General features: G+C 58.9%; 13 protein-coding genes. 1 reads left to right on the top strand and 12 read right to left on the bottom strand.

From position 1 onward, the window contains the following. Nucleotides 1-1,305 (top strand): citrate synthase, encoded by a 1,305-nt coding sequence (locus tag HPO_RS13675; RefSeq protein ID WP_035599948.1) that lies wholly within the window; start codon nt 1-3, stop codon nt 1,303-1,305. On the opposite strand, the gene HPO_RS13680 is transcribed toward HPO_RS13675, so the two are convergent. The 12 genes from HPO_RS13680 to pyrH are packed head-to-tail and all read right to left on the bottom strand — an operon-like array spanning nt 1,302 to nt 13,651. Beyond that, a complete protein-coding gene (locus tag HPO_RS13680; RefSeq protein WP_035599951.1) occupies nt 1,302-2,462 on the bottom strand; it encodes a lipid-A-disaccharide synthase in 1,161 nt (386 codons plus the stop codon). The genes HPO_RS13675 and HPO_RS13680 overlap by 4 nt on opposite strands. After that, nucleotides 2,459-3,307: an LpxI family protein gene (locus tag HPO_RS13685; protein WP_035599954.1), complete on the bottom strand. Its 849-nt coding sequence runs from the start codon at nt 3,305-3,307 to the stop codon at nt 2,459-2,461. The genes HPO_RS13680 and HPO_RS13685 overlap by 4 nt, the downstream gene beginning before the upstream one ends. A gap of 4 nt (nt 3,308-3,311) precedes the next feature. After that, nucleotides 3,312-4,103 (bottom strand): acyl-ACP--UDP-N-acetylglucosamine O-acyltransferase, encoded by a 792-nt coding sequence (gene lpxA, locus HPO_RS13690; RefSeq protein WP_035599959.1) that lies wholly within the window; start codon nt 4,101-4,103, stop codon nt 3,312-3,314. Nucleotides 4,104-4,143: 40 nt separating this feature from the next. Further along, a complete protein-coding gene (gene lpxD, locus HPO_RS13695; RefSeq protein WP_035599962.1) occupies nt 4,144-5,160 on the bottom strand; it encodes a UDP-3-O-(3-hydroxymyristoyl)glucosamine N-acyltransferase in 1,017 nt (338 codons plus the stop codon). 12 nt (nt 5,161-5,172) lie between these two features. Continuing rightward, the gene (locus HPO_RS13700; RefSeq protein WP_035599964.1) at nt 5,173-5,769 is read right to left on the bottom strand and encodes an OmpH family outer membrane protein; all 597 of its coding nucleotides are present in this window, start codon (nt 5,767-5,769) and stop codon (nt 5,173-5,175) included. A 32-nt stretch (nt 5,770-5,801) separates the two neighbouring features. Then, nucleotides 5,802-8,366 (bottom strand): outer membrane protein assembly factor BamA, encoded by a 2,565-nt coding sequence (bamA, locus tag HPO_RS13705; protein ID WP_035599965.1) that lies wholly within the window; start codon nt 8,364-8,366, stop codon nt 5,802-5,804. A 36-nt stretch (nt 8,367-8,402) separates the two neighbouring features. Continuing rightward, a complete protein-coding gene (locus HPO_RS13710; RefSeq protein ID WP_035599968.1) occupies nt 8,403-9,566 on the bottom strand; it encodes a M50 family metallopeptidase in 1,164 nt (387 codons plus the stop codon). A 4-nt stretch (nt 9,567-9,570) separates the two neighbouring features. Further along, a complete protein-coding gene (dxr, locus tag HPO_RS13715) occupies nt 9,571-10,764 on the bottom strand; it encodes a 1-deoxy-D-xylulose-5-phosphate reductoisomerase (RefSeq protein ID WP_035599972.1) in 1,194 nt (397 codons plus the stop codon). Nucleotides 10,765-10,768: 4 nt separating this feature from the next. After that, a complete protein-coding gene (locus tag HPO_RS13720; protein WP_035599974.1) occupies nt 10,769-11,587 on the bottom strand; it encodes a phosphatidate cytidylyltransferase in 819 nt (272 codons plus the stop codon). Then, on the bottom strand, nt 11,587-12,345 hold the full coding sequence (locus HPO_RS13725; protein ID WP_035599977.1) for an isoprenyl transferase: 759 nt from the start codon (nt 12,343-12,345) through the stop codon (nt 11,587-11,589). The genes HPO_RS13720 and HPO_RS13725 overlap by 1 nt, the downstream gene beginning before the upstream one ends. Further along, on the bottom strand, nt 12,345-12,899 hold the full coding sequence (frr, locus tag HPO_RS13730; protein ID WP_035599980.1) for a ribosome recycling factor: 555 nt from the start codon (nt 12,897-12,899) through the stop codon (nt 12,345-12,347). Before frr ends, HPO_RS13725 begins: the two co-directional genes overlap by 1 nt. Continuing rightward, nucleotides 12,896-13,651: a UMP kinase gene (gene pyrH, locus HPO_RS13735; protein ID WP_035599982.1), complete on the bottom strand. Its 756-nt coding sequence runs from the start codon at nt 13,649-13,651 to the stop codon at nt 12,896-12,898. The genes frr and pyrH overlap by 4 nt, the downstream gene beginning before the upstream one ends. Between the last annotated feature and the right edge of the window lie 95 nt (nt 13,652-13,746).

Raw genomic sequence — 13,746 nt, forward strand, 5'->3', positions numbered from 1 at the left:
ATGGAAAACAAGGTTAAAGACGCTGGAACGGCCAAACTTGAAGTCGGAGGAAAGACGGTCTCCCTGCCAGTGTATTCTGGCACGCACGGCCCGAACGTAATCGACATCCGGAAACTCTATGCGGAAGTCGATCACTTCACCCTGGACCCTGGTTTCACGTCGACCGGCAGCTGTGAAAGCCAGATCACCTTCATCGATGGCGATGAAGGCATTCTGCTCCATCGCGGCTACCCGATCGAGCAGCTGGCTGAAAAATCGAGCTATATGGAGCTCTGCTATCTCCTCCTGAACGGCGAGCTGCCGACCAAGGAAGAGTATGAGGCCTTCGGCAAGGATGTGCGCCAGCACACCCTGCTCCACACCCAGCAAGACCGGTTCTTTGACGGTTTCCGCCGTGACAGCCACCCGATGGCGATGCTCACCGGCACCGTTGGCGGCATGGCAGCCTTCTATCCCGGTGCCATGGGCAACGAGGATCCGGAAGAGCGCCGGCGCGATTCCATCCGCCTGATTGCGAAGATGCCGACCATCGCAGCGCGCTGCATGAAATACAATCTGGGCCAGAAGTTCGTCGATCCGCAGAATCGTCTGTCCTACTCTGAAAACTTCCTCAACATGTGTTTCTCGGTGACCGCCGAGGACTATGAGGTGAACCCGGTGCTGGCCCGCGCCATGGACCGGTTTTTCATGCTCCATGCGGACCATGAGCAGAACGCGTCAACTTCCACGGTGCGCCTTGTGGCTTCCTCTGGCGCCCACCCCTTCGCCGCAATCGCGGCCGGCGTGGCCAGCCTCTGGGGCCCCAGCCATGGCGGCGCCAATGAAGCAGCGCTGCGCCAGCTGCGCGAAATCGGTGACATCAGCAATGTTCCGGATTTCGTGAAGAAGGTGAAAGACAAGTCCAGCGGCGTGCGCCTGATGGGCTTCGGTCACCGCGTTTACAAGAACTACGACCCGCGCGCGAAAGTGATGCAGAAGACAGCTCACGAAGTTCTCGACGCCCTGGACCTGCGTGACCATCCGCTGCTGAAGGTGGCGATGGAGCTCGAGCGGATCGCCCTTCAGGACGAATACTTCGTTGCGAAGAAACTCTATCCGAACGTCGATTTCTATTCGGGCATCATCCTCGAAGCGATGGGCTTCCCGACCAAGATGTTCACAGTGCTCTTCGCTGTGGCGCGGACCGTGGGCTGGGTGTCTCAAATGAACGAGATGCTGGAAGACCCGACGCAGAAAATCGGCCGTCCGCGCCAGATCTACACCGGCGCCGCAATGCGGGACTACAAGCCGATGGATGGCCGCTAAGCGGCTCTGAATTCGTCCAGAATAGCCCCGGCAGCGAGAACCGCTGCCGGGGTTTCTTCTTTCAGGAGCCGCGTCAGCGCATGCCCCTGCGCTTCCCGCTGACGCTGCAGAGCGCCAGGCTCCTTGATCCAGCTGATTGCCTGCGCGGCGATCATTTCGGGCTTTTGTTTCGTCTGCACGAACTCGGGCACCACTGCAGTATCGTCATTCAGGATGTTCAACAGCGTGATGTGCGTTTTCTTGTAAAGCAGCCCGCGCGCCAAAGCCCAGGTAACCCAGCCTGTCTTGTAAGCGACGATCATCGGCGCGCCCTGCATGGCAACCTCGCTGGTCACCGTGCCGGAGCATGCCAGAACCACATCTGCCGCAGCCATCGCATCAAACCGTTGGTCGCCATCGGTCAGGACGGTGAACTGTTCTGACGCTTCCGGAAACGCTTCTCGAAAGGTCTGGGCGGCCGTTTCCGCCGGCTCGACAAAGAGGCGCGTACCCGGCAATGCGCGCTTTACGAGCGCCGCAGCCTCCATGAGCGCAGGCGCAACGCGGGCAATTTCACTTGTCCGGCTGCCGGGCAACACGAGGAGCGCGGTGTCCCCGTCAGTCAGACCATGGCGGCGCCTGAAGCCCGCGCGATCCCCCTGCCCGCCCCGAGACAGCGCGGGGTTGCCGATCACGGTCGTCTTCAATCCGAAGGGTTCGTAATAGGGCACTTCAATGTCGTGCATGCAGAGCAGATGATCGACTGTCGCCGCAAGTGTCTTTGCGCGGCCTGGCCGCGTCGCCCATACTTGCGGACCGATCAGCTTGACCAGGCGGATGTGGGGCGCTTTTGCGCGAACCCTTTGAGCCAGCCGGAGCATAAAGCCCCACGAGTCCACCAGAACAACAACCTTGGGATCCGCCGCAACAATTACCTCTGTTGCCGCATCAGCCAATTTGACCACATCGCCATATGCCTTGATGCCCTCAAGAAATCCGAGGACGGACAGAGGGGATATGTCGATAGGCGAGTCGATGCCAATTTCGGCGAGTTGTTCCCCGCCAATTCCCTGTATCCGAAGATCTGCATCTGTGCCCCTGAGGGCCTCAATGACTTCACGCGCGAGAAGATCGCCAGAAGCCTCGGCCGCCACAAAATAAATGTCTGCGGTGCTCACGATACGCCCGTTTCAGGTGGAAAACCGTAGATGAAGACACCCAGTTCAGCAGCACGCTGCTCCATCCGTGCACGGTTGAGCATCAGGGCGCCGCCTGCCTCAATCGCAATGCCGGCGAGACCGGCTGCAGCAGCAAGCTCAACGGTAGATACACCCGTCGTAGGCAGATCAATTCGCCGCTCTTGAACCGGCTTGGGCCGCTTTGCGAGTACGCCGCGACGCGCCTGCTGCGTCCCCCTGATCTCAGCGGGCAGGCCAGCGCAGCGGCGCAGCATTTCATCGGTGCCTTCCTGCGCCTCGACGGCGAGGACGAGGCCGTCGCAGACGACACAGCCCTGCCCTATATCCAGCGTACCGGTCGCGGCCGCAACTTTCGCGGCCACCAATATATCCTGCATCATGGCTTCGGTGGGCTGGGGCCCTGCGATGAGCCCCACCGGCGCAAGAAGGCTGGCGTGAGCGACATCACTGCCGATCACGCGGAAGCCGTTTTTTTCAAACTCCCCGACCAGCACGCGCAGCAAGGCATCATCGCCCTTACGCGCTTCGGAGATTACCTTTGGCAGAAGCGAAAGTCCTTTGAAGTCGAGCTTCAGATTCTTGAAATCCGGCCGGCTGACATTGCCGGCGAAAACAACATCCCTGCATCCAGCAGCCTTCAGGCGGTCCATCACAGCGCCGATTTCTCCGAGGCCGACAACACTGCCTTCGAACTTCTCAAGCCGCGGTTCTTCGAACCCTTTGAGCCGCAGCACATATACGCCCTGCCCCGTAGAAACGGCGTTCTCCGCGATCGCGACCGGCAATTCCCCCAACCCCGCGATAAGCCCCAATGGCGCCGTCATCGCGTCACGCCGGTTTGCAGATCGGGCGGTCTCCGCCCTGAAGAACAAAATTGATGAGTTCCATGGCCAGCGGCTTTCCAGCGAAATTCTGCGCCGCCTGACTCAGACGATCCTTGAACAGACCTTCTCCCTCAAACACAGCTTTGTAGGCCGCCCGGATCTCGTGAAGGTCTGCCTTGCTGAAACCCCTACGCTTCAGGCCAACGGTGTTAAGCCCAGCGAGCTTTGCGTGATTGCCGATGACAGAGCCGAACGGGATCACATCATCCACCACAATAGCGCCCCCCCCGATGAAGGCGTTCCGCCCGATTCTGCTGAACTGATGAACAGCCGAAAGACCGCCAAACCAGACATTGTCGCCAACCTCGATATGCCCTGCGAGCGAGACGTTGTTCGCCATCACGACATTGTTTCCGATCTGGCAATCATGCGCGATGTGGGCACCGATCATGATGTAGCAGGACGCGCCAACCTTGGTGAGGCCGCCATGCTTGGGTATGCCGGAATGCGCGGTGGCATATTCGCGGAAGACGCTTCCGGCCCCGATTTCCAAGCGGGAGTCAGAAGTTTCTCGCATGCCCAGAACCTGAGGCCCGCACCCAAGGACAGCGTGTGGATAGAGCAGGCAGTTCTCGCCCAGCTTTGTATTTCCGACCACCGAGGCATGGGAAAGAAGTTCTGTGCCTGCGCCGAGCTCCGCCAGGGGACCGACATGGCAGAACGGGCCAATGCGCACGCCGTCATGCAGAACGGCGCCATGTTCGACCACTGATGTGGGGTGTACCTCAACGCTCATCGCGAGGACCTTCCTGACTTTGGAACGGCGACGCCGTCCATCAACCGCTTTTCTTGGGATTGGCCTGCTTTTGCAACCATGCGACTTCTCGCATCCACTGACGGATCGGTTTGGCAGGGGTGCCGCCCCAGGTCTCCCCGCTGTCCACATCTCTGAAAAGACCGGCCGACGCAGCAAGGCTGACGCGCTCGCCCACCTGAACATGGTCGGCGATACCCACGCGGCCGCCAAGCATCGAGCCATCCCCGACACGTACAGATCCGGAGATGCCTCCAAAGGCAGCCACAATCACCCCGCGCCCCAGTATGACATTGTGCGCGATCTGGCAGAGATTATCGATCTTCGTCCGCTCACCGATGATCGTGTCTTCGAATACGCCTCGATCCACGCAGCTGTTCGCGCCGAGCGTCACATGATCCTGAATGATCACGCGTCCGAAGTGAGGCGCATCTTCCGCTCCACTGGGCCCGACCAATACGCCGAAGCCCGTTTCACCGATACGAGCCCCCGCGAGCACGGTGACATGATCGCCCACCAGAGCGCAGTGGATGGACGCATTTGCGCCTATTGTCGTGTTGCAGCCAATCTGGACGCCGGCACCAATGACTGCAGCGGGGCCGATGACCGCCCCTTCCCCGATGGCTGCGCCAGGGCCGATCACTGCACCGGGCTGAACCACAGCATCGGGATGGATTTGCGCCAGAGAAGAGATCGGCTCGGCGCCATAACCCGTCAAATGGCGCGGACGGAAAAGCGCGCTGGCAACAACACTATGCGCGTGCCGCGGAAAGGGCGTTTCCAGAACGGCCACGCCCTCCGGCACGAATGCCTTCATCGCCGGATTGGCAAACACGGCTTTGAGATGAGGGCTGAGGGTTGGCGGGGTTTTGCCGTCCCCATCCAGGAAAGCAATTTCGGCGGCCTTTGCATTGGCCGCCGAGGCTATTCCGGAAATGGCTAACCCAGCATCCCCTGTTAGCGTTGCTGATGTCCGGCCGGCAATCTCTCCCAGCGTCAATGCCCCCAGCGGCGCATAGAATCGAGTGTCGACCGTCACAGCAATACCTTATCAGTTGCCGCCCTGAGGCGCTGCCGGCAGTTTCTGACGGGTGACGGCGATTGCCGCAGTCTTCGCGTCAAGTTTCTGAATCACGGCCGCTGTTGCATCGACTGCATCTGCGGAGAACACGACCTGGCTCTTCAGGAGAACAACCTGGGCATTCTTTTCACGGATCACTTCGGTAAGAACCGGGTCAAGCGCATTGTTGAAATCAATGATGGCCTTCTCGGCAGTCATCGCATATTCGCGCTCGGCGATGGCGCGCTTCTGGTTCAGATCGTTGTTCTTTTTCTGGAACGCTGCAAGCTCGTTCACGAGCGCTGTATCCGCGGCGATCGCTTCCCGGGTCTTGCCTTCGAGTTTGGGCTGAAGAGCCTTAACTTCGGTCTCGAGCGACTTGCGGGTGGGTTCCAGTTCGTTGTTGATCTGCTTTTCGATGTTCTGAAGCTTCGTCTGGATGTCCTTGCCAGCTTTGCTGTCGAGGAAAATCTTGTTGTCGTCGATGACCATGACCGTCGAGGTTTGCGCGTGCGCTCCTTGAACCGCCGAGACCGAAACGACCGCCGCCAGCATCACGGCGGCTACGAGAGTCCTGATGAATGACATAGTTAGTTCTTCCTACTCTGGGGCTTGCGATATCAGAATCGCGTGGAGGTAGAGAACCGGAAGGTTTCCGTCCGGTCGTATTCTTCCTTGCGGAGGATTTGTGAGAAGTCGAAGCGGATGGGGCCGAAGGGCGAGTCCCAGAAGACACTAAGACCGGCGGAGGCCCGCAGGGTCGCAGCATCCTTTGTCATCCGGATGGCCGTCAGGCCAGGATACCCGAATGGCGCGCCATCTTCGAGAATGACCGTAGAGCCCTTGTCGACATCTTCGAGCAATCCAAGGGAGCCGACATCCAGGAATAGGGCGCTCTTGATGCCGTATTCTTCCGGGATGAAGTTCGGAACTGTGAGCTCAAACGTACCTTGATAGTAGGCGTTGCCGCCCATCGAGTTGAGACGCTGCGTCGAGACCACTTCACCCGTCGCCGGATCAATCAGGCGAAGGATTTCGCGAGGACCAAGACCCGCAACATCGAAGCCGCGGAAAGTGCTGCCGCCGCGGAAGAAACGGTTGTTGATACGAACGCCCTGCTCATCGTCCAGCGGAACGACGAAACCACCGGAGAAGTTGGCGCTGGCCACGACATCGCGCCAGATGCCGCGATAGAACGAAGCGCCGGTTTCCGTACGGATGTATTTCACATCCCCACCGACGCCGGCGAGATCCTGGCTGAAGCGGAAATTGAAACCACGGGTGGGCGAAATCGGATCGTTGGTCTGATCCCAGAAGAAATCATACCCGACGATGCTTGAGATATCGCTGCGCTCCGAGCGGCAAATGGTGTTGCGAAGCACATAAGCAGGGTCACAGATGTCGACCACCGCCTCGCCCGGGCCGGCGTCGCCCGGCTCCGGAAGTCTGTAGATATCATCAGACAGGTCGTCGGGAGTATCCTGGCCCGCGATCTGCGTACGGCTGCGGATGAGCATGCCGCTGGAGTCGATGATGATGTTCTGGTTGGCAATACTGACATCATCAGACTGCAGACGGTAGCGAACACCCATCTGCATGCGATCTGTGAGCGGGAATGCCATCCGCAAGCCGCCGCCAATCGTGTCGCTGGTGAAGCCAGTATACTCCTCGAAATCCTGACGTGTCGCGAAGAGATCGACGCCCGCCGACAGGTTGCGGTCGAGGAAGCGCGGCTCCGTGAAGCGCAGATCGACAATCTGTTGGCGGCTGGAAAGCGAGGTTCTGGCGACAACTGACTGGCCGCGTCCACGCAGGTTCCGCTGAGAGGCGCTGAGATCAAAGAGGTACGCATCGACGGAAGAGAAGCCGGCGGCGAAGGATAGTTCGCCGGTCGATTGCTCGGTAACCTTGACATCGACAATCGTGCGGTCGGGTTGCTCGCTCGGCGTTTCGACGATTTCAACATCCTTGAAGAAGCCGAGTGCGCGGACACGGTTACGCGAACGGTCCAGCAGAATCCGGTTGAACGCATCCCCTTCAGAAAGGCGAAGTTCGCGGCGAATGACGCGGTCCAGCGTCTGAGTGTTCCCGACGATATTGATGCGATCGATATAGACGCGCGGGCCTTCATCGATCGCGAAGGTGATATCGATGCGTCCAGATTGTTCGTTCACGCTGATCTGTGGGCGGACATCCACAAACGCATACCCTGCTACGCCTGCAGCATATGTCAGGCTATCGATCGTCGCTTCGATCTGGCTGCCCCGGAAGAGTTCTCCCTCCTGGATCGGAACAACCGCCTGCAGAACATTCGCGTCCAGTTTCTCAAGCGCAGTTTCGACCTTGATGACCCCGAAATCGTACTGACGCCCCTCCTCCACCGTGTAGGTGATGTAGAAGTCTTTCTGATCGGGCGTCAGTTCTGCGACAGCAGAGGAAACGCGGAAGTCGTAATAGCCATTATTCTGATAGAACTCGCGAAGCCGTTCGCGGTCATATTCGAGACGGTTTGAATCGTAGTTGTCGTTAGAGCTGAAGAAACGCCAAAAACGCGACTGCTTGGTAACGATCTCGCTGCGCAGCCGGGAGTCGGAATAGGCCTGGTTGCCAATGAAGTTGATCGACCGGACGCCCGTGACCGGCCCTTCGGTAACTTCGAAGATCAGATCGACACGGTTTTGTTCCAGCGGCTTGTATTGCGGCTCCACCTTGGCCGCGAAACGGCCCGAACGGCGATAGAGTTCCATGATCCGCTGCACATCAGACTGCACGCGAGCTGCGGTAAAAATTCCACGCGGCGCTGCCTGAATCTCTTCGCGAAGCTTGTCGTCCTTGAGCGCGCGGTTGCCCTCGAAAATGACCCGGTTGATGATCGGGTTCTCCACAACCTGGATAACAAGATCATTGCCCCGGCGATCAATTGAAACGTCCGCAAACAGGTTCGTTGCGAACAGCGTTTTCAGGGACAGGTCGATCCGGTCTGGGTCGAATGCATCGCCCGGCTCAACAAGAAGGTAGGACTGGACGGTGCGCGCTTCGATACGCTGGTTGCCCTCAACCAGAATCGATTTGATCGTCCCGCCATAAAGGGGATCTTCCTGCGCACTGGCTGTGGCGCCAAAGTTGCTCACGCCCAATGCAAGGGCGCTGGTCGCAAGAAAAGTGGCCGCGAGAAACTTACGCATTATGGATATCACTCTCCGTATCGGACTGACATTCCGTCAGCCACCACCCCGTCCAAATACGCCCGTTTCAATCACATCTCCCCATGTGATAACCACCACCATAAGCAGCAGAAGGAACACACTCGCTCTCAATGCGAAGGCTTCCACCTGGCTTGGGAGTTTTGCTCCCGTGACTGCTTCGTATGCATGAAACACAACACGACCGCCATCCAGCACTGGCAGTGGCAACAGGTTGAAAAACCCCACACCTACAGAAACTGCCGCACAAACACTCATAAGCATCCAGAACAATTGCTCTGTCTTCTGCCAGGAAGTGAGTTGGGTCTGCTCCATCACCCGGTTGACCGCGCGACGGGAAATATCACCCACCCCGACAGGCCCTGACATGGTGTGGACAGACATGTTGCCGGTAACGATTCGGCTGAGCATCTTAACCGTCTGATCAATGGTCCGGCCGGTTTGAGCCGTACCGGCAACAAGGGAGCCGATCGGGCCATATTGCACCCGCTCTATCAGATCGGTGTGGGCCAGATTGAAGCCTGCGGTGCTCTGAGGCACGATCTGTCCAAATTCGTTCGGCCGGACAACCTCAAGCGGCGTGACTGCCAGGCTCAGCGGCTGCCCATCCCGCTCCACAACGAAGTTCATCGCCTTGTTGGGGCTGACGAGCACCATTGCCGTAACGTCGGCGCCGCTGAAAATGTCCCGGTTGTTGATCTGGCGGATCACATCTCCGGGCAAAAGCCCTGCTTCTTCGGCAGGCATACCCTCAGAGACATTCATTATCTGAACTTCGAATTTCGGCGTCCCGAACACACCGATGGCGAGCGCAAAGATCAGCGTGGCCAGCACAAAGTTCGCGAATGGCCCCGCAAGACTGACCACAATCTTGGGAATGGGTTTCAGGTCGTCAAAAGACTTGCCGACGACATTGGCGTGGGGACCATCCTCAAGGCGCGCTGCCGCGGGGAGGAAACTGACGAACCCACCGAGCGGTATCCAGTTGATCCGCCACCGCGTTCCCCGCTTGTCCCGTCCTTCTACAAGGGGTTTGCCGAAGCCCACGGCAAAGGACTCAATGGCCACGCCATAGAGGCGCGCGGCCAGATAGTGACCAAATTCATGAATGACCACCACGATGCCCATCATGAATATCAGGCAAGCAAGGAAGAGCGGCCCCTGGCTCAGAATCTGATCCACTCGATCATCCCCCTGCCCGGCTTGGGGCGTTGCTTAACCAATCGGACGCTAGGAAATGCCCGTATCGGCTCAATTCTGCTATCTCTTCAAGCGTTTCGCATTTGCTAGAGGCAAAATTACTTGATGAAAAGCGCTCGAGTGCGGCTTCCACCGCCCTTGCGATATCTAGAAACCCGCATTTTTCAGCAACAAAGGCGGAAACTGCCGCTTCATTAGCGCAATTTAATATCACCCGCGCGCCCGGGCCGGCATTCATGGCCTGGCGTGCAAGACGGATCGAGGGGAAACGATTTTCGTCAACTTCGGTAAATTCCAGCCTCGAAATCTGCGCAAGATTGAGCCGGGTGACGCTTGTAGGTATCCGGTCCGGCCACCCCAGAGCGTAGGCGATCGGGGTCTTCATGTCCGGAGTGCCCAGCTGCGCGATCACGGAGCCATCGCTGAAATGCGCCATTCCGTGGATGATGGATTGCGGATGAACCAGAACGTCGATTTCAGAAGCGGGCACATCGAACAGCACCGCCGCTTCTATGAACTCCAGCGCCTTGTTCATAAGCGACGCGCTGTCGATGGAGTTCTTGATACCCATTGACCAGATGGGATGGGCGGCCGCCTGTCCCGGCGTCGCCCGCTCCATTTGCTCTAGCGTCCATGTGCGAAACGGCCCACCCGACGCTGTGATGGTCAGCTGCTCCAGCTGTTTGCCGTCACCGAGGCTTTGGAAAATCGCGCTGTGCTCAGAATCGACGGGAAGAACGCGGGCGCCCGACTTTTTCGCTTCCTGGAGCATCAGCGGGCCCCCGCAGACGATGCTTTCCTTGTTAGCGATAGCGACGTCATTGCCTGCACAGATGGCCGCCAATGTAGATTCCAGGCCTGCTGCGCCCACAATGGCTGCCAGAACCCTGTCACACGGCCTGGTAGCGGCTTCGTTGAGTGCGGCGGCGCCAGCGGCAACTTCAATCCCAGCCCCGGCCAGACGGGCTGTGAGCTCATCTAAGCGGCTTTCATCGGCGACAACCGCAATGCGAGGACGCAGGACACGCGCCTGTTCCGCCAGTTTCTCAACATCTTGGCCAGCGGCGAGGGCCTCAATTTCAAATTCAGCGGTCCCAGTCTCGATGGCATGGCGAATCACGTCGAACGCGGACCGGCCAATGGATCCCGTGGATCCAAAAATAGAGACCCTGCGCACCATCAGCTCACAGCCCCAAAGATGCCGCGAAACCAGGAAGGACGAAAAGGGCCAGGCTTCCGGCAATGCTGACCGCGCCGAGCCCATCCACGCGATCCAGAAGGCCTCCATGGCCGGGAAGTATCTTTCCCGAATCCTTGACCTTGAAACGGCGCTTTAGTCCGCTTTCAAACAAATCGCCTGCCTGTGCCACGATCGATATTGCTATCCCTGATATGATCCAGATGACGGGATCGACATCTTCTATCATCGCAGCGAAATAACCACAGATTGCGCACCCGATAACAGCAGCAATTGCACCACTCCACGTCTTATTCGGGCTTTCACTCGGCAAAAGCTTGGGCCCGCCAATCGCCCGGCCGAAAAAGTAGGCGGCTGCGTCGGATGCCCAGACGAATGACATGAAATACAGCGCCGCCGAACGGCCCTCCCAGCCCCCTTCCCGAAGCAGGTAGAGCCCAGCGAGCATTCCGAAAACGTAGACAACACCGAAGCCGGCCGCAATTCGCGTATGAACACCGGCGCGGGCGGCCAGCACTGCCAATGACAATGCTGCCACCGCTATCGAGAGCGTGATGGCGAGATTATCGAGCGGGAATGACGCCGCAAAAAGCCCGCCAAGCCCCGCGAGCAAATGATGATGCGGTGTCGCGCTCATCGCGCACCATTCCAGCATCATGACATATCCAAATAAAGCGCATGCCGCTGCGAGCCACCAGCCCCCCATCCAGACAGCAGCGAGAGCCATCGGGATCAGAATGAGAGCAGACGCCAAACGGACAGGAAGTTCGGAAAACCGCCTTTCGGCTGGCGTCCAGTCGCCCATCAACCTGCTCCCGGAGTCACCGCGCCATAACGGCGCTCCCGTTCATTGTAGCTTTTTAGGGCTTCTTCAAGATGGGACCGGCCGAAATCCGGCCAAAGAACGTCACAAAACAGCAGTTCTGCGTAAGCCGCCTGCCAAAGGAGGAAATTGCTGATCCGGAACTCTCCGCTCGTGCGGATCAGAAGGTCCGGGTCGGGGAGACCGCTCGTGTCCAGATAGGCTGCGAATTCTGATTCGGAGATGTTCTCATCGCGAACCCCGGCTTTCACGTCGCGCGCGATAGCCTGCACGGCGCGGAGTATTTCGTCTCTCGCCCCATAATTGAAAGCGATCGTCAGATTGAAGCGAGTATTGCCGCTCGTCTCAAGCTCGGCCTTATTGACGAGACTAGCAATATCTGGCGGCAGGCCTTCCCGCTGACCAATTATCCGTATCCGCACGCCTTCCGCCTTGAGACGGCCGAGATCCCGCTGAACGTAAGCCTTCAGCAGCGCAAACAGGGTGTTCACTTCTGCTGGCGGTCTCCGCCAGTTCTCTGTGGAGAAGGAAAACACGGTGAGGTATTTGATGCCGAGTTCGCCGGCCGCATCGACCGTACGCCGCAAGGCTTCCACGCCCCGCTCATGACCGGCTGACCGGGGGAGATGGCGCGCTGTAGCCCAGCGGCCATTTCCGTCCATGATTATCGCCACATGGCGAGGGGCGGCGGGCTGATCGCCCGCCGGCACAGGGTCGAGAGGGGCAGCCGCCCGCGACATTAGACCTGCATGATCTCCGCTTCTTTGGACTTCAGCGCCTCATCGACGCGCTTTACGAACGCATCGGTGAGTTTCTGCACCTCATCCGTCAGAGCCCGGTGACGATCCTCGCTGATCTCGCCATCCTTCTCGGCCTTTTTGAGGGCGTCCATACCGTCGCGGCGCACATTCCGCACCGCAACGCGGGCAGCCTCTGCATACTTGCCGGCAATCTTGGTCAGCTCCACCCGGCGCTCCTCGTTGAGGGGCGGGATCGGAATCCGCAGGTTCTGCCCGTCCATAACCGGGTTCAGGCCAAGGCCGGACTCGCGGATGGCCCGGTCAACGGCGCCCACCACGGCCTTGTCCCAGACGTTCACAGACAGCATCCGCGTGTCGGAAACGGTTACAGAAGCGACCTGGCTTAAAGACGACATGCCGCCGTAAGCCGGAACCTGAATGCTGTCCAAAAGGTTCACGGAGGCACGCCCAGTCCGCAAACCCGCAAATTCCGACGCCAAAGACGCGAGCGCGCCTTCCATCCGGCGCTCGATGTCCTGTTTGCTATAGCTCATGGCTTCTCTGCTCCCTCATTGGTAATCGTCGTGGATGTGCCCCGCCCGTAAAGGACATTCAGCAGTGAACCTTCCTCTTTGAGCGAGAAAACCACGATCGGAACATTGTTGTCTCTCATCAGGCTGACGGCAGAGGAATCCATAACGCGAAGGTCTTTCGCCAGGAGCTCCTGATAAGCCACCTGATGGTAGCGGGTAGCCGTCGCGTCCAGTTTCGGGTCGGCGGTATAAACGCCGTCGACCTGGGTGCCCTTCAACAGCGCGTCGCAATTCATTTCGATCGCGCGCAGCGCAGCGCCGGTGTCCGTCGTGAAGAAGGGGTTGCCGATGCCTGCGGCGAAGATCACCACGCGGCCCTTCTCCATGTGCCGGTGGGCGCGCCGACGAATGTAGGGTTCACAGATGGCATCCATATTCAGCGCTGACTGCACGCGCGTGGGCACACCAATGTTCTCAAGCACGCTCTGCATTGCGAGCGCATTCATCACGGTCGCCAGCATTCCCATCGAGTCAGCCTGGGCGCGCTCCATTCCCTTTGCAGCGCCTGCAACGCCGCGAAAGATATTACCGCCGCCGATGACCAGGCAAATTTCCGCGCCGGCTTCACGCGCTTCGGCAATTGCCCGGGCAAACTTCTCACAGGTCGGAATATCGATCCCGAACTGCCCACTTCCCATCAGCGCCTCGCCTGAGAGCTTCAGAAGAACGCGACGATATTTCAGTTTGCCAGTTTCAGGCTCGCCGGAAGGCATAACGAAACCCCACTCTCTTTTATTATGAGTACTGGATACAATAATCCCGGCCGCTCCTGAGGGGGCGGCCGGGATTGTTCAAAGCCCCTCGCGGG

It is taken from the genome of Hyphomonas polymorpha PS728, assembly GCF_000685315.1.
Taxonomy (GTDB): Bacteria; Pseudomonadota; Alphaproteobacteria; order Caulobacterales; family Hyphomonadaceae; genus Hyphomonas; species Hyphomonas polymorpha.

Bases quoted from the DNA above. Each gene is read 5' to 3' on its own strand.
- HPO_RS13675 (WP_035599948.1), top strand. From the start codon at position 1: ATGGAAAACAAGGTTAAAGACGCTGGAACGGCCAAACTTGAAGTCGGA.
- HPO_RS13685 (WP_035599954.1), bottom strand. From the start codon at position 3,307: ATGACGGCGCCATTGGGGCTTATCGCGGGGTTGGGGGAATTGCCGGTC.
- lpxA (WP_035599959.1), bottom strand. From the start codon at position 4,103: ATGAGCGTTGAGGTACACCCCACATCAGTGGTCGAACATGGCGCCGTT.
- HPO_RS13700 (WP_035599964.1), bottom strand. From the start codon at position 5,769: ATGTCATTCATCAGGACTCTCGTAGCCGCCGTGATGCTGGCGGCGGTC.
- bamA (WP_035599965.1), bottom strand. From the start codon at position 8,366: ATGCGTAAGTTTCTCGCGGCCACTTTTCTTGCGACCAGCGCCCTTGCA.
- dxr (WP_035599972.1), bottom strand. From the start codon at position 10,764: ATGGTGCGCAGGGTCTCTATTTTTGGATCCACGGGATCCATTGGCCGG.
- HPO_RS13720 (WP_035599974.1), bottom strand. From the start codon at position 11,587: ATGGGCGACTGGACGCCAGCCGAAAGGCGGTTTTCCGAACTTCCTGTC.
- HPO_RS13725 (WP_035599977.1), bottom strand. From the start codon at position 12,345: ATGTCGCGGGCGGCTGCCCCTCTCGACCCTGTGCCGGCGGGCGATCAG.
- frr (WP_035599980.1), bottom strand. From the start codon at position 12,899: ATGAGCTATAGCAAACAGGACATCGAGCGCCGGATGGAAGGCGCGCTC.
- pyrH (WP_035599982.1), bottom strand. From the start codon at position 13,651: ATGCCTTCCGGCGAGCCTGAAACTGGCAAACTGAAATATCGTCGCGTT.